25 protein-coding genes are annotated in these 23,367 nt (G+C 45.8%); 11 read left to right on the forward strand and 14 right to left on the reverse strand.

Annotated features, from left to right (window positions below; translation table 11 throughout):
- Nucleotides 1–6 precede the first annotated feature (6 nt).
- Genes FG11_RS10665 through FG11_RS10680 form a run of 4 tightly spaced genes read right to left on the reverse strand, consistent with a single transcriptional unit; the run spans nucleotide 7 to nucleotide 2,070 of the window.
- Entirely contained in the window at nucleotides 7–252 is a 246-nt protein-coding gene (locus FG11_RS10665) for an acyl carrier protein (RefSeq protein ID WP_020183065.1), read from the reverse strand.
- A 40-nt stretch (nucleotides 253–292) separates the two neighbouring features.
- Nucleotides 293–589, reverse strand: coding sequence for a phosphopantetheine-binding protein (locus FG11_RS10670; RefSeq protein WP_020183066.1), 297 nt, complete (start codon nucleotides 587–589; stop codon nucleotides 293–295).
- The gene (locus FG11_RS10675; RefSeq protein ID WP_020183067.1) at nucleotides 570–1,355 is read right to left on the reverse strand and encodes a lysophospholipid acyltransferase family protein; all 786 of its coding nucleotides are present in this window, start codon (nucleotides 1,353–1,355) and stop codon (nucleotides 570–572) included. The genes FG11_RS10670 and FG11_RS10675 overlap by 20 nt, the downstream gene beginning before the upstream one ends.
- Nucleotides 1,345–2,070, reverse strand: a complete 726-nt coding sequence (locus FG11_RS10680; RefSeq protein ID WP_052185026.1) for a beta-ketoacyl synthase chain length factor — start codon at nucleotides 2,068–2,070, stop codon at nucleotides 1,345–1,347. Before FG11_RS10680 ends, FG11_RS10675 begins: the two co-directional genes overlap by 11 nt.
- A gap of 325 nt (nucleotides 2,071–2,395) precedes the next feature.
- Between FG11_RS10680 and FG11_RS10685 the strand changes: the two genes are divergently transcribed.
- Entirely contained in the window at nucleotides 2,396–2,920 is a 525-nt protein-coding gene (locus tag FG11_RS10685) for a DUF3617 domain-containing protein (RefSeq protein ID WP_047534972.1), read from the forward strand.
- Nucleotides 2,921–2,979: 59 nt separating this feature from the next.
- Here FG11_RS10685 and FG11_RS10690 read toward each other — a convergent pair whose 3' ends face one another.
- The 3 genes from FG11_RS10690 to FG11_RS10700 all read right to left on the reverse strand — a co-directional run bounded on the left by FG11_RS10690 (nucleotide 2,980) and on the right by FG11_RS10700 (nucleotide 5,636).
- A complete protein-coding gene (locus FG11_RS10690) occupies nucleotides 2,980–4,017 on the reverse strand; it encodes a S1 family peptidase (RefSeq protein WP_235276379.1) in 1,038 nt (345 codons plus the stop codon).
- Between the two features lie 72 nt (nucleotides 4,018–4,089).
- The gene (locus FG11_RS10695) at nucleotides 4,090–4,677 is read right to left on the reverse strand and encodes an antibiotic biosynthesis monooxygenase (RefSeq protein WP_235276380.1); all 588 of its coding nucleotides are present in this window, start codon (nucleotides 4,675–4,677) and stop codon (nucleotides 4,090–4,092) included.
- 56 nt (nucleotides 4,678–4,733) lie between these two features.
- Complete coding sequence (locus FG11_RS10700) at nucleotides 4,734–5,636, reverse strand: LysR family transcriptional regulator (RefSeq protein ID WP_047534977.1); 903 nt, start codon at nucleotides 5,634–5,636, stop codon at nucleotides 4,734–4,736.
- 114 nt (nucleotides 5,637–5,750) lie between these two features.
- Here FG11_RS10700 and FG11_RS10705 point away from each other — a divergent pair, with 114 nt between their 5' ends.
- The 3 genes from FG11_RS10705 to FG11_RS10715 all read left to right on the forward strand — a co-directional run bounded on the left by FG11_RS10705 (nucleotide 5,751) and on the right by FG11_RS10715 (nucleotide 7,807).
- Nucleotides 5,751–6,614, forward strand: coding sequence for a pirin family protein (locus FG11_RS10705; protein WP_047534979.1), 864 nt, complete (start codon nucleotides 5,751–5,753; stop codon nucleotides 6,612–6,614).
- A gap of 40 nt (nucleotides 6,615–6,654) precedes the next feature.
- Nucleotides 6,655–7,281 (forward strand): isochorismate family cysteine hydrolase YcaC, encoded by a 627-nt coding sequence (gene ycaC / locus FG11_RS10710; RefSeq protein WP_020183074.1) that lies wholly within the window; start codon nucleotides 6,655–6,657, stop codon nucleotides 7,279–7,281.
- Nucleotides 7,282–7,537: 256 nt separating this feature from the next.
- The gene (locus FG11_RS10715) at nucleotides 7,538–7,807 is read left to right on the forward strand and encodes a hypothetical protein (protein WP_020183075.1); all 270 of its coding nucleotides are present in this window, start codon (nucleotides 7,538–7,540) and stop codon (nucleotides 7,805–7,807) included.
- A gap of 57 nt (nucleotides 7,808–7,864) precedes the next feature.
- On the opposite strand, the gene FG11_RS10720 is transcribed toward FG11_RS10715, so the two are convergent.
- Nucleotides 7,865–8,782 carry an AEC family transporter gene (locus FG11_RS10720; protein ID WP_047534981.1) on the reverse strand — a complete coding sequence of 306 codons (918 nt, stop codon included), beginning with the start codon at nucleotides 8,780–8,782 and terminating at the stop codon, nucleotides 7,865–7,867.
- Between the two features lie 194 nt (nucleotides 8,783–8,976).
- Between FG11_RS10720 and FG11_RS10725 the strand changes: the two genes are divergently transcribed.
- From FG11_RS10725 to FG11_RS10735, 3 genes are all read left to right on the forward strand, one after another.
- Nucleotides 8,977–10,020, forward strand: coding sequence for an NAD(P)-dependent alcohol dehydrogenase (locus FG11_RS10725; RefSeq protein WP_047534982.1), 1,044 nt, complete (start codon nucleotides 8,977–8,979; stop codon nucleotides 10,018–10,020).
- 98 nt (nucleotides 10,021–10,118) lie between these two features.
- Complete coding sequence (locus tag FG11_RS10730) at nucleotides 10,119–10,298, forward strand: hypothetical protein (RefSeq protein ID WP_020183078.1); 180 nt, start codon at nucleotides 10,119–10,121, stop codon at nucleotides 10,296–10,298.
- Nucleotides 10,299–10,491: 193 nt separating this feature from the next.
- Entirely contained in the window at nucleotides 10,492–10,707 is a 216-nt protein-coding gene (locus FG11_RS10735; RefSeq protein ID WP_047534984.1) for a CsbD family protein, read from the forward strand.
- Between the two features lie 113 nt (nucleotides 10,708–10,820).
- On the opposite strand, the gene FG11_RS13615 is transcribed toward FG11_RS10735, so the two are convergent.
- Nucleotides 10,821–10,958, reverse strand: a complete 138-nt coding sequence (locus FG11_RS13615) for a hypothetical protein (RefSeq protein WP_160277155.1) — start codon at nucleotides 10,956–10,958, stop codon at nucleotides 10,821–10,823.
- A 43-nt stretch (nucleotides 10,959–11,001) separates the two neighbouring features.
- Between FG11_RS13615 and FG11_RS10740 the strand changes: the two genes are divergently transcribed.
- From FG11_RS10740 to FG11_RS10750, 3 genes are all read left to right on the forward strand, one after another.
- Nucleotides 11,002–11,880, forward strand: a complete 879-nt coding sequence (locus tag FG11_RS10740; protein WP_047534986.1) for a PA4780 family RIO1-like protein kinase — start codon at nucleotides 11,002–11,004, stop codon at nucleotides 11,878–11,880.
- A 158-nt stretch (nucleotides 11,881–12,038) separates the two neighbouring features.
- Nucleotides 12,039–12,902, forward strand: coding sequence for a bestrophin family protein (locus FG11_RS10745; RefSeq protein WP_081978209.1), 864 nt, complete (start codon nucleotides 12,039–12,041; stop codon nucleotides 12,900–12,902).
- 25 nt (nucleotides 12,903–12,927) lie between these two features.
- On the forward strand, nucleotides 12,928–13,164 hold the full coding sequence (locus FG11_RS10750; protein WP_047534989.1) for a DUF2789 domain-containing protein: 237 nt from the start codon (nucleotides 12,928–12,930) through the stop codon (nucleotides 13,162–13,164).
- Nucleotides 13,165–13,839: 675 nt separating this feature from the next.
- Here the strand turns inward: FG11_RS10750 and FG11_RS10755 are convergent.
- Both FG11_RS10755 and FG11_RS10760 read right to left on the reverse strand, forming a co-directional pair.
- Nucleotides 13,840–14,532: a TSCPD domain-containing protein gene (locus tag FG11_RS10755; protein ID WP_020183086.1), complete on the reverse strand. Its 693-nt coding sequence runs from the start codon at nucleotides 14,530–14,532 to the stop codon at nucleotides 13,840–13,842.
- 293 nt (nucleotides 14,533–14,825) lie between these two features.
- Entirely contained in the window at nucleotides 14,826–16,997 is a 2,172-nt protein-coding gene (locus tag FG11_RS10760) for an adenosylcobalamin-dependent ribonucleoside-diphosphate reductase (RefSeq protein WP_020183088.1), read from the reverse strand.
- A gap of 442 nt (nucleotides 16,998–17,439) precedes the next feature.
- Here FG11_RS10760 and waaA point away from each other — a divergent pair, with 442 nt between their 5' ends.
- Nucleotides 17,440–18,705: a lipid IV(A) 3-deoxy-D-manno-octulosonic acid transferase gene (gene waaA, locus FG11_RS10770; protein ID WP_047534991.1), complete on the forward strand. Its 1,266-nt coding sequence runs from the start codon at nucleotides 17,440–17,442 to the stop codon at nucleotides 18,703–18,705.
- A gap of 7 nt (nucleotides 18,706–18,712) precedes the next feature.
- On the opposite strand, the gene FG11_RS10775 is transcribed toward waaA, so the two are convergent.
- From FG11_RS10775 to FG11_RS10785, 3 genes are read right to left on the reverse strand one after another with little or no spacing between them, the layout of a single operon-like run.
- The gene (locus tag FG11_RS10775; RefSeq protein ID WP_052185027.1) at nucleotides 18,713–20,746 is read right to left on the reverse strand and encodes an EAL domain-containing protein; all 2,034 of its coding nucleotides are present in this window, start codon (nucleotides 20,744–20,746) and stop codon (nucleotides 18,713–18,715) included.
- Between the two features lies 1 nt (nucleotide 20,747).
- Nucleotides 20,748–21,221 carry a YfiR family protein gene (locus tag FG11_RS10780; RefSeq protein ID WP_160277157.1) on the reverse strand — a complete coding sequence of 158 codons (474 nt, stop codon included), beginning with the start codon at nucleotides 21,219–21,221 and terminating at the stop codon, nucleotides 20,748–20,750.
- Nucleotides 21,222–21,256: 35 nt separating this feature from the next.
- Nucleotides 21,257–23,179, reverse strand: a complete 1,923-nt coding sequence (locus tag FG11_RS10785; RefSeq protein WP_232418391.1) for a TonB-dependent receptor plug domain-containing protein — start codon at nucleotides 23,177–23,179, stop codon at nucleotides 21,257–21,259.
- Nucleotides 23,180–23,367 lie beyond the last annotated feature (188 nt).

The raw sequence follows: 23,367 nt of genomic DNA on the forward strand, positions 1-23,367 counted from the left end.
CAATATTTAATGCGCTAGTAGTAGATGTACGGCACCCACCACATCTCTTACCGTACGTACATTTTTAAAATCTTCTGGCTTAATGCGTTTACCGGTCATGTTTTGCAATTTGATGGCGAGATCTACGGCATCAATGCTATCCAAGTCCAGCTCTTCAAACAAATGAGAATCCAAGGTGATATTGGATGTGTCCATTTCAAAAGTATCCGCAAAAATTGCTTTTAATTTTATTAAGATTTCCTCATCAGTCATTTTATTATTTCCCCTAATTTTCTAACTGTATGTATTTGATTTATTGATTGTTCAATTGTGTGTCTTTTAATTGCGCAGCTTTTAATTGAGCATCTACCAGCTTTGCTAAATTACTAATTGAATAAAAATGCTCCCGATTATCTGCATTATTGGCTTCTATCGTTAAATGATACTTTTTACGCAATGCCACGCCAATTTCAAGCGCGTCTATGGAGTCCAGCCCTAGCCCAGTTGCGTCAAACAAAGCCATGTCATCTGCAATATCATCTGGCGTGGTATCCTCAAGCGCCAAAGTGTTGATGATCAGATGTTTAATTTCAAGCCGTAATTGTTCCATGCTTATTGATTGCCTCGGTAAAGTGTTGTTCTAATGTGTTTGTCAATTGCCGTGCAGTGACTACTTGCTGGTCATCATGCGCGTTAACAAGATGATGGATGGATTGTGACTCAAAAACCTCGATATACAAGTGTGCTTTTTGTGAGGGAATTGTATACCACTTCTCACCTTTCGTTAACGTTGAGGGTTTACAGCTAATCACAATCGGCATAATGGGGACATTACTATCCAATGCCATATGCGCTGCGCCCCGCTTGAATTTCAAAGGTTTGTTTGGCGTAGTGCGCGTACCTTCTGGAAAAATCACGAGCGGGTTCCCCACTCTCAAATCGGCTGCACAGTCCTGAATCAAGTTATCCGGATCAGAGTTGCTAATGTATTCGGCTGCACGCACAACGCCACCCACAAAAAAATTGCTCCACAACGCGCGCTTGACCACGCAACTCGCATTCGGAATATGCGCAATCAATGCCACCACATCAATTAATGTGGGGTGGTTTGCCAGAATGAGCACATTGCTGCATTGCTTTAGTTTTTCAGCGCCTTTGATCTCAAACTTTAAAACGCCGCTGGCTTGCATCAACCAGAGAAACCCAGCAAACCCTTTGTGAATGACCCATCTTGCATACTTTGCTTTGTTTTTTCTAGCAAGCAGACTCACTACCGGGAAAATAATTACCGCCATGATGAGCGCACCCACTCCAAACACAGCGAAACAAGCACCTGTCGCCAACAAGCGCCAGTAATAATTGATTTTAGCGTTCACTATAAGTCCAATCCCAGCGCATGCCTTCGCCTTCCCAGTGCGCGTTGTGATGGTTTAACAAACCATCCATAAACGAAACAGATTGGGCAGTCGTAGAGTCAGCATCACTCGCACTCGCCGTCATTTGACAGCTCACGTTGACCGTTGCATGGTCTGCAATTAACACACCGATGGCATGCGCACGGGTCAACATACGCGCTGTATCACCATAAATAGAGGGGGGGGTTTCGTCCACATAAACATAAATCACCGGCGTATCCGGATGATTCAGATGGTGGAATGCACCTTCTAACAGGCCATAGCCAAAACTGGATGCGCCAGCGGATATTGCAATGGAAGGGGAGTGATCTCGTTTTGCAATAGAGTACATGCCCGCACACGCATTTAATACAGACATGCTAAACACGGTAGGCGATAACTCTTCTTGCCTTGCCAAATCGAACAGCATCTCTGTTGTACGTACAATATCCCCATGTTGGGAAGCGAACACAAAATGGGCTTGAGGCACATCGTCACTACAGTCGTGTGCAACCTTCAGTGCCATTTTGGCAAATCTGCTTAATTTTCTACGGGAGTTTGCATCAATGAAACTAACATCCGGTGTGGTATGTTGATCCACACCATCCTGCCAGATAGCCCATTTTCGAATCGGAATCGTCCACTTTGCAAGCTCCGTGCTGACTTGCGTGTTTTTTGTTGTTATTTGGTCAGACATATTGAAATTGTAAGTAACATTTATAGAAAGATAATGATGTGCAGCCAACCAAATAGCACATACACAATCTAAATATTGTTACTCCAAAATTAAGACTGCAGCAGCTCTAATTGAACTGGCATTTTATAGTGAATTGCCGTAAATGTCTTAAAAAACAGCATGGTATTCGTGAACGCATGTATAAAAACTGCATCTAAAAGCCACTAAAAATGGCTAGCTACATTGACCATGACAACGCAGATAGTCCATTACAAGCCACATTCAGATGAACTTATATCACAAGCCCGTTCTCTAAAATTGAGTTAAATTACATTGTAGGTACCGCATGCATTCATTACGTTTTGGCTTGTCACTGTCAGCACTACTATTTGTCACCATTGCCCACGCCGCTGATTACAATATGCAACCCGGGCTATGGGAAGTCACTACAAGCTCTGATTTGTTGCGTTTGGTTCCACATATTCCATCTGGTCAAATGCAAGACATTGAAGCGCTCGCCAAAGACTATGGTGTGGATATGCCTCAAATCGCAAATGGCGCAGCCATTTCCAAAGTATGTATCACGCAAGAAATGGCAAATCAGAAAACCCTGCCCAACTTCTACCAGGCGCAGGCGGGTTGCACCACACAAAACGCTAACCGCTCCGGCAATCACTACCAGCTGGCGTTTAGCTGCAATGGTGCAGATTTAAAAGGCAATGGTTCCGCAGAAGGCAATCTCACGAGTGCGCAACACTTTACCGGTCAATCCCGATTTAGTGGCACATTACAAGGTAACCCGGTGAATGAAAAAGCGGACATTCAGGCTAAATGGCTTAACACCAGCTGCGGCGATACGCCGCCAATTTAATCGCTACCTAGTTGGCTATATTTGAATAGGATAATGCAAACGGCTACCGTCTAGCTTTATTAGCTACCTAGTTTTAACTGCTTTATTTTTAAAGCGATATTCTCGCCTTCATCTTGGTTAAGATCTTTCACTGGGGCTTCCAGTGATTCCAATGCCATGACATCTTTTTGTGCGAATGCCACGCGCGACAATGCCAGCATGGCATCTAAATCGCGTCGGTTGAGTTGATAAGCTTTGTTTAAATGTAGCTTGGCCAATTCAAGCTCGCCAGTGCCTTCTTCTGCCACCCCTAAAAAATACCAAGCATCTACTGAGTTAGGCTCTTGCACTATCCACTGATTGGCGATGCCCTTTAAGGTGCCCCATTCTTTGTTTTGAAATGGAATCACCACCCGCATAAAATATGGCCGCTGCTCTAGCGGTAAAGCCCAAAATGGCACCTCTTGCGTTTTAAGGCTAAACGTTTCCGGCGCGTTCATTAATTCTTTAATCCATTCCACGGGCAAACTGTAGTAGAAACCGTCATGGCCTGGGCTCTTAAAAGTAGTAATGCCAATCAAATTGAACTGCGCATCAAACAGCGCACCACCGCTAGAGCCCATGGCAAACGAGGCATCTGAACGCACAATTAAGCTGCCATCGTACATATACTTACCTTTGATATTGCCATACGAAGGTTGCGGCACGTTCGCCCCTGCCGGAAAACCAAGACTGAACACCTCTTCTTCATACTGTAATGTACTGCTATCGCGCATAGGCAGCGGCGTAAAGGGTAAGGGATCAAATTTCAGTAAGCACAAATCGCGGCGCCAGTTGGCTTTAATTGCAATCGGGCGATAGCCGTCTCTAAATTTAGCAATATTGGCACCATTGGTATTGGCAATCACATGGCAATTGGTCGCCACATATTCTTTACTCACCACAACGCCTGACCCACGCCCGTTGTCACCACTTGGTAGCTCGGTGGTCACCATGACAATGGAATGGCCTAAATTTAGCGTATCGGCAAAGTTAGGCCTGGCTTCGACCATCTGGGCACATCCCATCAGTGCGAGAAACAATATTGACCGGTGCACAATCACTCCTCTTATCATCATTAAGTCGTAGCCGTTCTGCATTTTATGGTGCTGCTACTGTGGCTAATAGGACTATAGTCACATAAGGTTTGTTCACTTAAATAACCAGTTGCGCACCAGCTTGGTATAGCGCGGCATTACTATGTACACCATTAGCCACACCACAATTGCCGTGATAATCAGCACATCTACATAATGATTTGTGGGCAAGCCCAATTGTCTGAGCAATGGCACCAGCAATAGCGGCAGGCATGATACCAAGGGATAAATGGCAGACCATGTGATTAAAAACTGCTTCCACCGCACTGGGATTTTGGCTTTGGCACCCTCTGGGGCAAACCAGAAATCTAAGCCACTTCTGATATAAAAATCATCACTTCCAACACGCATGTTTTCTGTTTTAGCAATTAGTTGCTTGCGTGCATCAGACGTCATCCACTGCTTTAGGTGTTGTTCTGTGTCATAGCGGATAATGATGGTGTAAGTATCAGTAATACCGCTGATTGGGCGAACCACGTGCAAATCTAGTAAGCCCTCTGAGGCTTTGCACACTGGGCCAATCTCGTTTAGCCAAGCCTCATACTCTGGCTGTTTGCCTGCCAGTACGCGGTGCGTAATGACGACAGATGCGCCTTGGGCTCCATTTTGGTCTAATAAGCGTTCTGGCATTGATTTAGCCATGCTGACGATTTCCCTTCATGATCAAATATATTCAGTCTTATTGATGTCTTAGTATTTTATGCTATCTGCGCATCTTGAAAGCTGACACTTAATATAGTGTGTGCCAAATCAATAAACGCACGCAGCTTGGGTGGCATATAACGCTGTTGCGGGTATACCAAATGCAACGGATCTTTGCGACCTTGCCATGCAGGCAGCACACGCTGCAAACGCTTATCAGCCACGGCTGTTTTACAAATATACGTGGGTAATAAAGCCACGCCTTGGCTATTACTGGCCATGGCATGTACAACGCCTATGCTATTGACCATGGTTTTGCCAGAAAGCGGAATGGTCATGCTGCCACCCACCTGCTGCAAAGTCCAACTCTCACGGCCCATCGGGCTAAATTGAATACAGCGGTGCTGAATCAGGTCTTGCGGCTCGCGCAATGTTGGCGCTTGCGCCAAATAGTCTGCGCTGGCAAAGGCAGCCCATTGTATATCGCCTAATGATTTAGCAATCAGGCTAGAGTCTTGCAGTTCTCCGGTGCGAATCGCCACATCCACACCTTCGGCGATCAAATCCACATAACGGTCGGTTAATAACAACTCCAACTCCAATGCCGGGTACACCGCCTGTACCTGCTGCACTAGCTCACCCAATAAGTTATCACCTAAATCGGCAGGGGCTGTAATTTTTAACTTACCTTGCGGCAAGGCTTTGGTGGCACTGACTGCCGCCTCGGCTTCGTGCAGGTGGCCTAAGCCCAAAACAGCATGTTCAAAATAGGTTTTACCTGCTTCGGTCAAGTGCAAGCGCCTGGTGGTGCGCTGCAATAAGGTCGTGCCCAAGCGTTGTTCTAGTCTAGCCACGCGCGTACTCACTGTAGAAGTAGGCAATTGTAGCTGCCGTGCTGCCGCACTAAAGCTGCCCACTTGTACCACTTTAACGAACATGGCGGTTTCGTTCAAATCCATCTGCGTTGATCCAATTATTCATTTAAATGAAAAATGTTTTCACATTTAACCATCTATTCAAATAAAAGTCATGCGCCTATAGTCACACCATCAACAGCAAATAAGGAGCGCACCATGAAAAAACTAGCTTTTATCAAACGTAGCAATGGCAACCATTGGGTAGGCGATGGTTTTCCAGTACAGAGCATTTTCTCTTATCGCGATATTTACCAAGAGATGTCACCGTTCTTGCTGATGGACTACGCTGGCCCAGCCAACTTTGAGCCTACCACAGAGCGCAGAGGCGTTGGCCAACACCCGCACCGTGGTTTTGAAACGGTGACCATTGTGTATGAAGGCGAAGTATCACATCACGATTCCACCAATGCGGGCGGTACGATTGGCCAAGGTGAAGTGCAATGGATGACGGCCGGTGCTGGTATTGTGCATGAGGAATATCACGGCGACGACTACGCTAAACGCGGTGGAGCGCTGGAAATGATACAGCTTTGGGTGAACTTACCAGCCAAAGACAAAATGACCAAACCTGGATACCAAGGCATTACTCGCAGCCAAATTCCAGAAGTCGCGCTGGAAAACGGTGCTGGCACTGTGCGTGTGATTGCAGGTGCGCTTGATGGCCATCAAGGCCCAGCCAACACTTTTAGCCCGATGAATGTGTGGGATATGCGTTTGCAGGCAGGTGGTAGCACACGATTCAGTTTTAACGAAGGTGAAACCACTGCGCTGTTTGTACTGAAAGGCGCCATCAAGTTGGGCGATGTACACATCATTCGTCCATCTGAATTGGCCGTGATGCAACGTGAAGGCAGTGAGTTAGTAATTGAGGCACAGCAAGATTCTGTTGTGCTATTACTCAACGGCGCACCGTTGAACGAACCAGTTGTTGGACATGGCCCATTTGTGATGAACACTTGGGAGGAAATTGACCAAGCCGTTAACGATTACAACAGCGGCCGCTTTACATTAACCGCATAAGATTAAATGCAATTAACCAAATCACCACAGGAGAATGAAAATGAGCACACCATATGTACGTTTAGATAGAAATAACGCAGCGGTATTACTGGTAGACCACCAAGCCGGGCTGTTGTCACTGGTACGTGATATCGACCCGGACCGCTTTAAAAACAATGTATTGGCGCTGGCCGATGCGGCTAAGTACTTTAACTTGCCCACCATCTTAACTACAAGCTTTGAGACTGGCCCCAATGGCCCGCTCATGCCAGAACTCAAAGCCATGTTCCCGGATGCGCCTTACATTGCACGCCCCGGCCAAATTAACGCCTGGGATAACGAAGATTTTGTCAAAGCCATTAAAGCCACAGGCAAAAAGCAGCTGATTATTGCTGGCGTGGTGACCGAGGTCTGCGTTGCTTTTCCGGCACTCTCTGCGCTGGAAGAGGGCTTTGAAGTATTTGTCATTAGTGATGCTTCCGGCACCTTTAACGAACTGACACGTGATGCCGCTTGGGATCGCATGTCTGCCGCGGGTGCGCAGTTGATGACGTGGTTTGGTGCGGCTTGTGAACTACACCGCGATTGGCGTAACGATATCGAGGGTTTGGGTACCTTATTCTCTAACCATATTCCGGATTACCGCAACTTGATGACCGCTTTCAACACACTTAACACCCAAAAATAACTGAGCACGTTTAGCTCAGCGCAAAACTTGATTGGCGAGGTGCACTGGCAGATGCCAGTCCCTCGTCATCAAAGCGATGGCGCAATCGTTTTGCCAACACGCCAACAAATGAATAAGCCTTAGCCCACCTTTTATTGCACAACCAAGCCTGAGAAGTTAGTCATAAAAGGTTCATGCAACTTTAGCCCACACTCGCTTATCATACCTATGTGACAAAATGATGAAATAAATTCAAAAAGAACAAAGGAGACAAATCATGAAAAAAATTTTACGTTTTGCACCCCTGTTAATGCTTATTTCTTGCGCCAGCGTACAATCCACCACCATTGATCATAACGGCATACAAACGCATACCTTCAGTTGTAGTGAGTTTAATAACGGTGTAGAGAAATGTAAGGCCAAGGCACAAGAACTTTGCGTCAATGACTACAAGACGGTATCGCAACATAAAGAGGTATACCCCGATGCAGGCGATGGCATTTACATGCCGCCAAGACACCACTTTGTGATTCAATGCAAAACCTAACGCAGCGTTTTATCACACTGGCTTGAATATTATATTAGGCGGATTCACCCGCCTAAACTAACCTGAGAGCACGTGAAACCAAATGGTTAACGTTGCAATGCTCAGTATGCTGGTTAAAAACACCGCGGCCGCATATAGCGCGCCATCTAGCTGGTAACGTTCACAAATCACAATGCCAAAAATCATGGTGGGCATGGCGGCAAGCAGTACCACTGCGGTTAACGTGCTGGATTCCAACCCCAGCGTACTACCAACACCCAACGCCACCAGTGGCGCTATTACCAAAGCAATCACGCATACCGGCAACAGCATGGGGATAAAACGTGTCTGCAAGGTATCCCAACGGATACTCATACCCAAGGCAATCAACATCAATGGCACCACACCGCCGGATAAAGTCTGTAAAGCATGTGCAAGCAATTCTGGCTGGGGCGTATGGGTGACATTCAGCACACTGGCAATCGCCAGCGCCCACAATGGTGGCACGCGCATCAGTTCTTGCAGTGGGTGAATCTTGTCCTGTGTGTTGCCAAAACGATGCGCGATTAATATGCCTGCGGTTAACAGCACGGGCGTGCAGGCAAGCAAATCAAACTTCAACACCACTACTTGCGTCCAATCACCCAGTACTTGCCCGGTGACCGGCAGCCCTAAATAGGTGGCGTTTGGAAAAGTAGCGGCCAACAACAATGCGCCTTGTTGCGGACGCGACACATTCAGGCATTTCAAACACAGCCACATCAACAACATGGATACTGCCAGTGTGGACAATGCAGTCAGTGAGATTTTGAGGCTGCTGGCGTCAAATGGTGCTTGCCAGATCACATGTAACACCAAAGCTGGCAGCAAGATATAAAACACTAAATCGGTAAGCGCACGTCGATGCGCAATGGCTGCAATATGTGCAGGCGCAAACCGTTGCCAAAGTACGCCTACGGCAATCAGCAACGCCATTTGTAGCATGACCATTAACATCAAAAATTCCTAATCACTATCAAACCAGATGTTAGCAACAGCACGCATAAAGCGATAGCTATTGCATGTACAAAATCAATTAATCACAGAATGTGCGATTCTGAATTCCTGCAAATCATCTCATTTAGGCGAACAATACAAAGCAAACTCTGTCATTCTTAGCAGCGTTAGCTTTTTGTTTTTAAGGAGATAGAATGAAATCAGTCGCCTATGGTGTGCAAAATGCCACCTCACCCGTGGCCCCTATGAGTATCGATCGTCGCGAACCCGGCCATCACGATGTGCTCATTGATATTTTGTATTGCGGCATTTGCCATTCCGATATTCATCAAGCCAGAAACGAATGGGGTGGCAGCTCGCTTTACCCCATGGTGCCAGGCCATGAGATTGTGGGCAGGGTTAGCCAAATAGGCAGTCATGCCACTAAATTTAAAGTTGGCCAATTGGTGGGCGTGGGCTGCATGGTGGATTCTTGCCGCCATTGTGAAGCCTGTCATGATGGGGTAGAACAATATTGCGATGACTCCGTGTTTACCTACAACGCCAAAGACCCCAAACATGGCGGATTGACGTTTGGTGGTTATGCCGAGCGCATTACTGTGGATGAAAACTATGTAGTGAATGTGCCGGAAAATCTGGACACCAAAGCGGTTGCGCCTTTACTATGTGCAGGCATTACCTTGTACTCACCCCTCAAACACTGGAACGTACAACCCGGCCAAAAAGTCGGCATTATCGGCTTGGGTGGTTTAGGGCACATGGGGGTAAAACTCGCCGCTGCCATGGGCGCCAAAGTAGTGATGATTACCACTTCTGCCAGCAAAGCCGTGGATGCGGAGCGCTTAGGGGCAAGTGAAGTGCTTATTTCTAAAAATCCGGATGACATGGCCAAACACGCTGCCAGCTTTGACCTGATTATTGATACCGTGCCTGTCGCGCATGATTTAAACCCGTATATTGCTTTGCTTAAACGTGACAAGACCTTGGTATTGGTAGGCCCGCTAGACCCATTAGAAATGCACGGTGCCAACTTGATTACCAAACGCCGCCATGTGGCAGGCTCGATGATTGGTGGCATTGCAGAAACACAAGAAATGCTCGATTTCTGCGGCAAGCACAATATTGTCAGCGATGTGGAGATGATTGATGCCCAGTACATTAACGACGCTTATGAGCGCATGCTAAAAAGTGATGTGAAATATCGTTTTGTAGTGGATATTGCGTCACTAAAGCAGTAGGCTTAGAAGTATCAACAGCGTCAACCAAAACACACTTCAACCTTACGGGCTGGGGTGTGTCTAAGCAAGAGTGCTAGCGCTAATAAGGAGAACACGCCATGGCAAACGACCTAAAAGACACCAAGCTTGAAGCACATTTGGATGCACTTGAAAAACATAAAGCGCTACTGGAGCAACTGCACCTTAACTCCAACGTCCACCTCAACGAAGTCAGTGAATCACTAGAGCAACTCACCCTCACGCTAGAAGAATATCTCAAAATTATTGGCATCCCCTAGTGTTGCGACGTTGGTGAATATTAATTAAGCAGGACAACTGATATTCAACCCGCTTTCTTCAACTACCCTTTTATATGTGTATAGGCGCTTTCTTACACACAATTAAGAATCTGCCTTATGTTTCTAATGGCTCGATGAGCGTTAAATATGGCTTCGATGTACTCATCTTTAATCAATGTTTTAAGGAGCTATGATGAATAGAAATCAAATCGAAGGAAACTGGAAACAACTAAAAGGTAAAGTGAAGCAACAATGGGGTAAGTTAACCGACGACCAACTGGATGTGATTGAAGGCAAACGCGACGAGTTGGCTGGCAAAATCCAAGAAGCGTATGGTTGCAGCCAAGAAGAAGCCGAAAAGCAAATTGCTAATTGGGAGAAAGTGCAAAAAGACTTTAATCGCCATTAATATGGGTTTGATTTAAGTGTGATTGCTCAAAATACAAAAGCCGCAGATAGCGGCTTTTGTCTTGTATGGCATGCGCCATGGATTGCTAGGAGCTATATCACTTACTGACTGCATTACTCAATCATGGCCAAGTCTACACTTTCTATTAGTTTTTTGCCTTCCGCCTCATCCACTTGTTTTAAGCTAACATCTCCTAATGTATATCCAAATTGAATTTTTGGTTGGATAAACAATTTCACGTTATCAATCATTAAAATTTACGGTCACCCCGTTAAACACGTATGATCCACCCCTATGAAAACTCCCAAAAGACTAGAACCTTTGATCGAAGATGGCCTCATTGACGAGGTTAGCCGCCAATTGATGAGCGGTAAAGAGGCAACTGTATATATAGTACGTCGAGGTGAAGAAACACTGTGCGCCAAGGTGTATAAAGAAGCGAATAAACGTAGCTTTCGCCAAAGTGTGGACTACACAGAAAACCGTAAAGTCAAAAGCAGCCGTCAGGCGCGCGCCATGGCAAAAGGCTCAAAATACGGCAAACAAGCGCAAGAAGAAGCCTGGCAAAGTGCAGAGGTGGATGCCTTGTATCGGCTTGCCAATGCTGGCGTGCGTGTACCAACCCCCTACAACTTTTACGAAGGCGTACTGTTGATGGAGCTGGTGACGGATGCAGATGGCAACGCAGCGCCTAGACTCAACGATTTAACCTTTACTGCAGAAGATGCGCGCAAACATCATCACACCCTCATTAGGGAAGTCGTACGCATGTTGTGCGCAGGTATTGTGCATGGTGATTTGTCTGAATTTAACATTTTATTGAGCAACGATGGGCCAGTGATTATCGACCTACCCCAAGCCGTAGATGCCGCAGGCAATAATCACGCAATGAGCATGTTAGCCCGAGATGTTGGCAATTTATCCAGCTTTTTTGGCCAATTTGCGCCCGATCTACTCAACACACAATATGGCAAAGAGATTTGGGCGCTCTATGCGCATGGGGCGCTTAGCCTTGAGGTTGAATTAACAGGGCAATACCAAGAAAGCAACCAACCTGTCGATTTAAAAAGTGTGATCCGCGTGATTGATGCTGTGCGAGACGAAGAAACAGCAAAACAAACGCGCATGGCTGAAATTGCCAGTAAAAATGCACCACCTAAAATCAAACGGTGATTTATACGCAGCTAACTTTTATGCCTAAAATGGAGTCTGACACTAGTGACTGTTATTTCAAAACTAAATCAATCAATTTGTCAGCAGCCAGTTTGGAGTAATCCGTTCAAGCGTACTTGCCATGTTAAACTGGCCTCAACTTCTCAATACACACAAACATGATTCAATACAACCCAAAAGACTGGATTACCTTTATCTTCCGATTTCATGAATCGGACACCTTTCGACAACTCATTCCCATGATGATATTCATAGGCTTGTATGCCGGTGGCATTGCGTACTTGGAGATAGAATTCTGGCAACTTTCCGATAAAAGCCATGTAAAAAATATCCCTTTAATGCACACCACCGTCGGTTTTGTATTGTCATTATTATTGGCTTACAGAACCAACACCGCGTATGAGCGTTGGTGGGAAGGCCGCAAAGCATGGGGCGCACTGGTTAACAATAGCCGTAACCTAGCCCTTAAACTTTCCGCCTATTTATCCATTGAGGCCGACAGAAATTTCTTCAAAAGCGCGATTCCAGCATATGCCTCGGTGCTCTCTAAACACTTATTGAATGAAGATGCCAGCAAAGTGTTGTTTGAAGGTTTAGATTTAGAAATAGACCACCGCAAACACAGCCCAAACCAAGTGGCTAAACACTTGTTTCAAAAAGCCAACGAACTCTATACATCAGGCAAAATCACGGGCGACCAGTTCTATATTATCAACGCAGAGCTGCAATCGTTTACCGATATTTGCGGCGTGTGCGAACGCATTAAAAACACGCCGATTCCCTATTCTTACAGTGCGTTCATTAAAAAATTCATCTTCTTCTACATCATGACATTGCCGTTTGGCTATGTGTTTAGTTTGGGCTACTACGTGATTCCAATCGTGGTGTTTATTTTCTATGTGTTAGCCAGCTTAGAACTGATTGCCGAAGAAATTGAAGACCCGTTTGGCGGTGATGATAACGATTTACCCACTAGAAAAATCGCTGCCAATATTAAAAAGCACGTGGAAGAATTACTTTGAAATTACGACTTTAGGAGTCAGCATCATGGAATCTTCACTACACACACTCAACAATCTATTCGCCCAACTCGGCTTACCTGCTGGTGATGAAGAGATCGAAAACTTCATCAAAACGCATAGCCATTTAGCGGGCTATATTTCATTGGCTGACGCGCCCTACTGGACAACAGCACAAGCCGCATTTTTACGTGAAGAGATTTTGAAAGACGCCGATTGGGCAGAAGTGATAGACCAGCTCAATGCTAGGTTGCATGCGAAATAGATTAGAAGTGGTTAGCGTGTGTTACGTGTCAGGCGTAGCCGCATCTTCGCATAGTTTGCTTTTCAGCCCCTATGCCGAGCCGTAGGCTTGAGCGGCAAATGCTAGGGTGACGAGGACTGTTTGAGCGCTGAAAGCGTGAGTTCCGCAGTCACCACGCAGATGCGGCGCTAAGACCGAAGGAAACAAGCGGCAGTGGGGTGCTCTTTTGTTTGGTTACTTTACTTTTGAGCAAGTAAAAGTAAAGTAACTCGCCTAGAGGCAAAAAGAAAACGGGTGAGCTTACGCTCACCCGCCACTACTAAACCAAAAGTATAACCAGCAATAAGATAAATCTAAATACTGGTCGCAAATCTACTTCTAGCCTTACCGCTTTAGTTGCTAATTTAAACATGATTTACACCTTGTTTATGCTAGCAGGCCTGCCAACTAGTTAAAGTGGGCTATTTATATTGCGCCTTGCCGGGCGCTAGCTTTTAATCTATCTAGAATGATTAAAAGCAACGGCTGATTATGCAGGGGTGTCTGGGCCTTTGGCTTGCAGAGCCTACAAAACTTCACCTATAAGCGCGCTTGACTTGCGCGCAGCCGAGAGTGTCACCTCCCGTAGTTGCATCAACAAATTGTTCGCAACAACTTCCGGTTGTATCGAGTCCTGTTGTGCTCCATTCTGTTGTGTTACCCACACTTACTCTCACCACAATTCAAGCAAGTCAAACACCCATCCATAATAATGCTGGCTTTGGTATTACACTTTTTACATAGGCTTGCCCCTTTAGGGAAACCCTCATCATTCATTTCATCACCGCTTTTGGCGTGCTTTTCTAGGTATTCCGCTTTTTTCTCTTGTACCAATTTTTGTTGATGCTCATCCAAACCTGGTTTTTTAAGCATGCCAATTTCTTGCAAGTGTTGTTCTACCACTTCGCCAATCTCGGCCACCAAGCTAGGTACAAATTTGCCGCCTTTTTTAAAGTAGCCGCCGCTTGGTTCAAACACACTTTTAAGTTCTTCTACCAAGAACGTGACATCGCCACCTTTGCGGAACACCGCTGACATCACGCGCGTGAGGGCAACGATCCACTGAAAGTGATCCATGTTTTTGGAGTTGATAAAAATCTCGAACGGGCGGCGGTGTTCTTGTGGCGTGCCTTCGTTCATCACCACATCGTTAATGGTGATGTAGAGTGCGTGCTCGGTCACTGGCGTTTTGACTTTATAAGTAGAACCCGTGATTTTTTCTGGGCGGTCTAGCGGCTCGCCCAGTTGCACCACTTTGGCATTGGCTTCTTTCAGCTCTGCTGCTTGGGCTTTGTCTTCATCGCTCACCAATTTGTAAGCGGTGATCTTTTTTTCTATTTTAACTGCCATAATATTTCTCCTAAATACTTGAGCTCTTGCAGCGGCGACCACTCAGCCTTAGTGTTTGCAAGCCATGTTTTCATTGTTTGAACGTGTGTTTGTAGTGCATGTGCCATGACAACCCCTCCCACTTTGATTCAATTATTTTTTACTATTTCTTAACCCTTTTTTGCCTGAGTTTTAAGCGTAGCGTGCGCAGTGAAGACAAGGCGCAGTTTAATTTTTTACCGGAATGTACAAGTAGTACATGAGGATTAAAAATTAAACTGCAACGCCGTATTCACAAGCTAAGCAGCTTAAAATTAGAATTTGCCGTAGTAGCCTTCTTTTAGTGCATCATACAGATTAGCCGCGCTGTGAATCTCACCATCGTACTCAATCTCTTCGTTACCCTTCACTTCAATCTCAGTGCCATCTTCTAAGGTAAATTTGTAAGTGGTGTTTTCCAAATCTTTCTCGGTCACCAATACGCCCTGAAACGCTTCAGGATTAAAGCGGAAAGTAGTACAACCTTTCAAGCCTTTGTCGTAGGCGTACAGATAGATGTTTTTGAAATCTTCAAAATCATAATCGGTAGGTACGTTAATGGTTTTAGAGATTGAGCTATCAATCCACTTTTGTGAGGCCGCTTGAATATCCACGTGCGCTTTGGCCATGATGGTGGATGAATCCAAGAAGTAATCTGGCAACTTCTCATCTTCTTTATCGCTAAACGGCATGGCTTTTGGGTTAATCAACTCACGGTACGCCAACAGCTCAAACGAGAATACATCGACTTTCTCTTTGGATTTTTTGCCTTCACGAATCACGTTACGTGCATAGTGGTGGGCAAAGCTTGGCTCAATACCGTTGCTGGCGTTGTTAGCCAAGCTCAATGAAATGGTACCGGTTGGTGCGATAGAGCTGTGGTGCGTAAAGCGCACGCCCTTAGTCGCGATTTGGTTGCGCAAGCCTTCTGGGAACTGTTGCATATAACGGCTGTATTTACCTAACAATACTTTGCCAGCGATTTTCTGACCGACTTTAATACCATCCGCGGCCATTTCCGGGCGTTTGGCTAACATGTCAGCCGTCACTTCAAACTTCTCTTCCATGATCGGTGCGGCGCCTTTTTCATCGGCCAATTGCACACCAATTTCCCAGCCTACTTCGGCCATCACACGGGTCACTTCTTCGGTAAATTTAATGGAGTCTTCTTCACCGTATTTCATTTTCAGCATAGTAAGGCTAGAACCTAAGCCTAAGTAGCCCATGCCATGACGGCGTTTGCGTGCAATTTCGTCACGTTGTTGTTGCAGTGGCAAGCCGTTGATTTCTACCACGTTATCTAACATACGGGTAAAGATAGCGACTACGTTGCGGTACTCATCCCAGTCAAAATAGGCGTCATCGGTAAACGGTTTGCGCACAAATTTAGTGAGATTGACTGAGCCTAACAAGCAAGCACCATAAGGTGGCAATGGTTGCTCACCACACGGGTTGGTTGCGCGGATATTTTCGCAGAACCAGTTGTTATTCATCTCATTCACACGGTCAATCAAGATAAAGCCTGGTTCAGCAAAATCGTAAGTGGAGGACATAATCACATCCCACAGGCGGCGCGCTTTAATGGTTTTGTAAACGCGGCAGGCTACTTTACCAGCATCTTTGCCCTCAGTTTTGGCCAAATACTTGCCTTTCACTGGCCACTCGCGCCATACCACATGCGCTTCATCGTTCACATTCAAGCCATCAATAATGGCTTCTTTTTCGGTGACAGGGAAAGCCAATTTCCACTCTGCATCGGCTTTCACTGCTTCCATAAATTCTTTGGTAATCAGGCAGCTTAAATTGAATTGGCGTAAACGACCGTTCTCACGTTTGGCTTTAATAAAATCTGTGACATCTGGGTGGCTAATATCAAACGTAGCCATTTGCGCACCACGGCGACCACCCGCACTAGATACGGTGAAACACATTTTGTCGTAGATATCCATAAAGCTTAGTGGGCCGCTAGTGTAAGCACCAGCGCCAGCGACGAATGCGCCTTTTGGACGTAGTGTAGAGAACTCGTAACCAATACCGCAACCGGCTTTAAGGGTTAAACCCGCCTCGTGCACTTTACCCAAAATATTGTCCATGCTGTCTTCCACCACACCAGATACGGTGCAATTAATGGTAGAAGTAGCAGGTTTGTGCTCTAACGCGCCTGCGTTAGAGGTGATGCGGCCAGCCGGAATCGCACCGCGGCGCAATGCCCATAAAAATCGCTCATGCCATTCCGCTTTTTTCTCTTCGGTTGTTTCTACATCGGCCAATGCACGCGCCACGCGGCTGTAAGAATCATCTATGTCTTTGTCTACATGGTCACCGTTTTTGGCTTTGAGGCGATATTTTTTATCCCAAATATCTAAGGAGACAGATTGAATTGGAATTTGCGCAGACTCATCTGCTGCTTGATCGGCTTTTTTGGTGGATTCGACTGCTTTTAGCATCACTTGCTCCCGTTACGCTTCATTTTTATTGTTACGTTATTTTTAGTACATGCATGGCCTAAAATGTATATTTAAACCATGCAAACTGATTGAATTTTTCTAACTTACTGATTATTAATACTTCGGTAGTTTTTTAGTGTAAAAACTTACCATAAACACAACATATTGTGCACTGGGTGCAAATTTATGCCTTTATTTAGTGTTCGTCAACAACAATTTTCAGGTTTTTTTGCACCAAATTTGCGCATTTTTTAGTTGCATTTTTCAAGCTGCGATGCCTGCTTGGATTGAGGCGAGGTGAGCGGTTACTTACCCCCAATAAATTCGCAAAAAATATTTTGGTGGAAAATAGTTGACTATTCACAGCACTCAATACGCCTTCGCACCCGCAAATCAACATAAAGCGTACTCAACCCGCTGCTGTTTGTGAGAAAATAACGCCATGCCGCACGCCCTGTATACTTTATTGCTGTATTTAGCCCTGCCGTTCGTCCCACTCAAGTTATTATGGCGCGGCATCAAGCAGCCTGAATATCTGCAACATTGGGCAGAACGCTTTGGCTTTTATAGTACGCAATCGCGCAAACCGATTATTTGGATACATTGTGTCTCCGTGGGCGAGACCCGCGCAGCAGCACCACTAGTCAACATTCTGTTGACACAATATCCGCAGTACCAGCTTTTACTCACGCACACCACCCCCACAGGCAGAGCCACCAGCGAGCAGTTGTTTGGTGACCATATATTGCGCGTGTATTTGCCCTACGATGTGCCGTTTGCAGTGAACCGCTTTGTGAAGCACTTTAAGCCCAAGCTAGGCTTAATTATGGAAACAGAGCTTTGGTTTAATTTGATTGATGCGTGTGACCGTCACCAAGTACCCCAACTATTACTCAATGCGCGTTTGTCAGAAAAATCGGCCAAAGGCTATGTGCAACTAGGCCGATTGGTGCAAAATGGGTTAAGCAAGTTTGCGCTAATTGCAGCACAATCGAACGAGGATGAAGCACGCTTTAAACTGCTGGGTGCACCACACACCATGGTAGCAGGCAATTTAAAATTTGATGTGACCGCACCAGCCGAAAGCGAAGTGCTCGGCCAGCAACTACGTGCCTTATTTGGCAACACACGTACCGTATTTGTGGCGGCCAGTACGCGCGAGGGTGAAGAGCCTTTGATTTTAGATGCCATTGCAAACTTACCGTTGCTGACCGTGATTGTGCCGCGCCACCCACAACGGTTTGATGAAGTTGAACAGCTACTAAAAAGCCGTCACATTCCTTACATCCGCCGCAGTCAACTCACAACCACGCTCACAGAAGACATTCAAGTGGTATTAGGCGACAGCATGGGCGAGCTCTACACGTATTATGCCGCGAGTGATTTTGCCTTTATTGGTGGCAGTCTACTCAAATACGGTGGGCAAAATTTGATTGAAGCGGCCAGCATGGGCAAACCGATTTTGATTGGCAAATACACTTACAACTTTGCAGAGGCCACCAAAGGCGCTGTGCAATCTGGTGCTGCAACGCAAGTGCGCGATGTGGACAATCTGCGGGCAAAAATTCAGTTTTTGATAGACAACCCGAGTAAGCGCGAAAAAATGGGGCTTGCGGCTTTAGACTTTAGCAAAGCATCTACCGGCACCACGGTGCGGATGATGCACCTGATTGGGCAATACCTGCAATCAACCGATACGTCGACTTAGCAGTGGTTTAGTGGTGGGCTAACTTGCTGGATTTTGCTAGATAGCTTTCGATCTTTTCTGCAGAAACTGGCTCACTGAATAAATAGCCCTGCACTTTTGAGCAATGCTTATGTTTTAAGCAGTCCAATTGCTGTACTGTTTCTACCCCTTCTGCCACCACATCCAGCTTCAGGCTTTTTGCCAACGCAAAAATCGCTTCCACAATTGCAGTGTCCACACTATCCACAGGCAAGCCACGTACAAAACTCTTATCAATCTTAATGGTATCTACCGGAAATTGCTTCAAATAACTCATGGAAGAATGCCCTGTACCAAAATCATCAATGGCAATGGCGGTGCCCAACTCTCTTAATTGCGTGAGCATATCTACGGCTTTTTCCACGTCTTCCATCAGCATGGATTCTGTCACTTCAAAATGCACAGTGGCAGGTGCTACTTGTGTCTCTTGCAATGCTTCTCGCACAATATCAATCACGCGCTTATCAAAAAATTGGCGTGCAGAGATATTCACATTCATAAACAAGCTAGGGTGATACGTTGCCTGCCAGCGACTTAACTGTGCAAGTGCCTGTTTGATCACCCAACTACCAATGGTCGTAATCGCGCCAGTATTTTCGGCAATGGGAATAAACACATTGGGGCTAATCATGCCTTCTACCGGGTGGTGCCAACGTAACAATGCCTCAAAGCCTATAATTTTAGAGGTTTGCACGTGAATAATCGGCTGGTAGTACAGCTCAAACTGCTCGTTTTTAAGCGCAGTTTGTAAATCGGTAGTGAGCTTTTGATGATGAAAGTTGGCTCTCTCAATCTCTTCTGAATAGAACTTATAGGTATTTTTGCCGGCCGATTTAGCCCAATACATCGCCACATCTGCATTTTTAATCAGATTAGATTCTGAGCCGCCGCTTGAGGACTGGGCAATGCCAATGCTGGTGCCAATTGCAATCTCTTGCCCATTGATAAGAAATTTTTGCGAGATCGCATGGATAATACGTTGACAGATTTTTTCCACATCGCGAATCGTGGTCACGGCATTGAGTACGATGGCAAACTCATCACCACCGATTCTGAATACCGTATCGTCTTCATCTAAAATCCTGCGCAAACGCTGACCGCACTGCGCCAGTAGTTGATCACCCGCTTCATGTCCGTGCGTATCATTGACGACTTTAAAAAAGTCTAAATCCAGCATCAGCAAATAAAAGTGCGCGCGGTTTTTACCCGTGGCCTGATTAATGTGCTCGGTGAACGCATGACGATTAGGCAATTTAGTCTGGCTATCGTAATACGCCAGTTGATCTAGTTTCCGCTCGACCACGATGCGATGTTTAAGCTCTTCCACCAGCTTATCGTCGCGCATCTTGATATTGTCCAGCATGCTGTTGATACCGATCGACAAGGCGCCAATTTCATCTTCTGATTGAATCGTGGAACGTTGGCTGTAATTATTGAACTTGGTAACATTGGTGACCAACGATTCAAGATAAGTAATCGGTTCGGTCAGGATCTGGTTGATGCGTTTAGACACCACTCTTGCCAATAGCATGGCAAACATCACCGCAAAAAACAGCGCCAAGGCAAACACTTGGATACGCGCATTGACACGATGCACATTGGCATTCAGGTACAACACGCCGACTTGTTGATTATTCACAGTGATGGTTTGTTGCAGATGGATATCGCTATTGCTGGCACTGCTGGTTTGATTACCCACGTTAAGTTTGTCGGCATCATAGCCTGCAAACCTAGTGTGATTGTTGAGCACAATATAGGCTTGATCTACACTGGGGTTGGTACTGAGCGACTGCAGTATCTCACCTGCTGCCAGACTGTCATCAAACGCAATCGCAGACCCCACATTGTTTTCAATCAGAGCCATTTGCGCATGTAAATCTTGCATCAATTCACGCTGATAGCTGATGTATTGATAAGTGACTGTGGCGACAAACACAATCAGCATGCCAATCGCTAGCACCGACAATTGCATGAACAGCAATTTTTCTCGTATCACCAGCTGATTAAAATAGGGTTTAAACATATCAGTACACCCTGGCTGCTAAGCGCAATAATTTAGAACTTAGCATTAAATTCGCTTCTTTCACTGCCTGATGATGAATCACAAAATGGTAGCGTTTATCTACCAGCTCAATCTGTATCATACCCGTCTGCGTGGGATTTTGTGCGGTATCCACCAAAAGTACGGAATATTTTTTCACCAAGTCAAATAGTCGTCTATCGTGGGCTTTGGTCGTATCTTCTACAAATAACACTTGGCAATTTTTCAACTCATCCAGCTGGCGAATATGCGTGACATGCACCGGTTTGCCATTGATGGTTTTACGCTCTAACAATTGCTCGTTCAGATTATCTTGATCGTCCTCAAACGTGCACACATGAAACGCTTTGGCGGTGTCTTCCGGCCAAGTGGTATACACAGAAAAGTTATAGATCAGCGCTGCCTTCATGTCGCGCTCATCCACAGAGCCAGCAGCACCCGGCTGGGTTACTCCCATCAATAGTCCAGCAAAAATGAAATGAGCGCGGCGCATTATTTAAAATCGTAGGTAATCTGTACCCAGATATCGCGTTGATCTTGTTCAAAACTATCCGGGCGATAGAAAGTAGGGGTTGGCACAGCATAATCCCGGTTAAACAAGTTTTTGATGCTAGCTGACACCGTCGTATTTTTAAATAGTGCACTGGTGTGCAGGGTGAAGTTGACAACCGTATATCCACCCAATCGATCTGACAACTCCGTTAAGCGGCTGCCCACATATTGCAATTCCAGCCCAAGATGTAGCTGATCTTGCAGCACACTGTGTGCAACATTCACGTTAGCTAAGTGTTTAGGGGAGTTCACTACCCAGCGCCCTTGACCATCCGTGGCATATTGCCATGCATAATTGGCTCTTAAACGCGTGCTGGGAGACCATTTCTTTTCATACTCAATATCCAAACCTTTGGTCTGACTGCGCGGCCAATTCATTGCCTGAAGAATGCCAGGCATCGTTGCTAAGTCATCCATCGCGATTAAGTCTTTGGTTCTGTAGTAATACATAGAGCCCAGCCATTTACTGGTGGCATCAGGCCGATGTTCTAGCACTAACTCCGTGGCGGCAATACGCTCTTTCTTCACTTCCGGATTGGCGATTTGCGTTGTGCCATCTTCATAGTATTTCTCAAACGCATTGGGGCGTCTAAACGCAGTGGCGTATGACGCTTTGACATCGGTGTGTTCGCTTGGGGAGTAAATAACCGCGACTCTAGGGCTCAGATTTCTAGCTTGATGGCCGCCATCATCTAAACGTGCGCCTGCGTTCACCGCCCAAGTAGGGCTCCAACGAAATTCATCTTGCACATAAGCACTGGCCATATAAATGCTATGTTCTAGGTGCGCATTGGGAAGGTAAAAGTCCTGCTGGTAATCGTTACGGTACTCTGCACCATACACAATTTGGTGCTGATCAAAGCCGGTATAGACAAATTTAGACTCCGTACCCCACCAGCGGCCTAAGTTGTTTTCTTTATACAACGCGCCGTTGTATAGGTTTCTTGCAGCGTAACCATAGTGTCCGTAATACACCTTAGTGATATTGGTTAGCTGTGAACTCAACGCATCTTCATAACTCAAATTAATGTAAGCATTGGTATCGCGCAGGACATTTGGTTTGGCATTAAACTCAGTGTCATAAGCAGCAGCTGGGTCTTCTTTTTTGCGATCCACATACGCTGTTTCGAGTGACCACTGCTGGTAATTGGCTTTGAGAAACAAGCGCTGATTGCGCTCTTGATCCAGATTGTTAGCAATGCCGTTGTTAGTTGCCGGCGAGTCAAACGCACTAAAATAATAATCCTCACCCTGCCTTTTAAAACCAGAGGCCGAAAGCAATATATCCGCGCCATTATCCAACTGGTCGCCGTAGGTCAATCGCCCTTTAAAACCACCCTGGCTGTAGCCATCCACAGCCATTTGCGCACCATCAAATTGCGTGCCTTTTTTAGTGATGACATTGATGATGCCGTAAAACGCGCCATTGCCATATATGACAGAACCCGGTCCGGATACGTACTCCACGCGATCTATCAACTCGGTATCTAACAGGCCATCTTGTCCTAAGTAAGAGGCATTGTATAAATTATCATTGGCTTGGTGGCCGTCTATCAGTAGCATGATGCGGCCAGGATAATCGCCGGGACGACCAAAACCACGACCACTCATATAAGTGTAAACATGGTCGCTTGTGGTGTTAAGCCCGCGCATACTGCTGATAATTTCGGCTAAGGTACGATAGCCATACGATTGAATATCTTTAGCGGTGACGATACTGACGGCGGAAGGTGAATTACTGACTTGTTTGGCTAATTTGGAAGCGGTTCTGACTTCTTTTGTCAGCAAATCTTCCAAATCCATGTCTGTCAGATTCTCATTGTTATCGGCAAATGCGCTGCCTGCACCCAACAACCATAACAAGAAAGTAAAGCTTACACTTAACTTTCTTTTTAAATCAATTAGATAAGCAGATTTTAACTGCTGACATCTAAGACAAATTGGCAACCATTGCTTCATATACAACCAAACACTTTTACTCAATTACTACTCGATAATATGAGTTTAGCAACTAATATGCCAAACCTATTGCAGCATGCTGCCGATGCTTG

Origin of the sequence: Methylotenera sp. N17, from assembly GCF_000799155.1 — a bacterium.
GTDB lineage: Bacteria > Pseudomonadota > Gammaproteobacteria > Burkholderiales > Methylophilaceae > Methylophilus.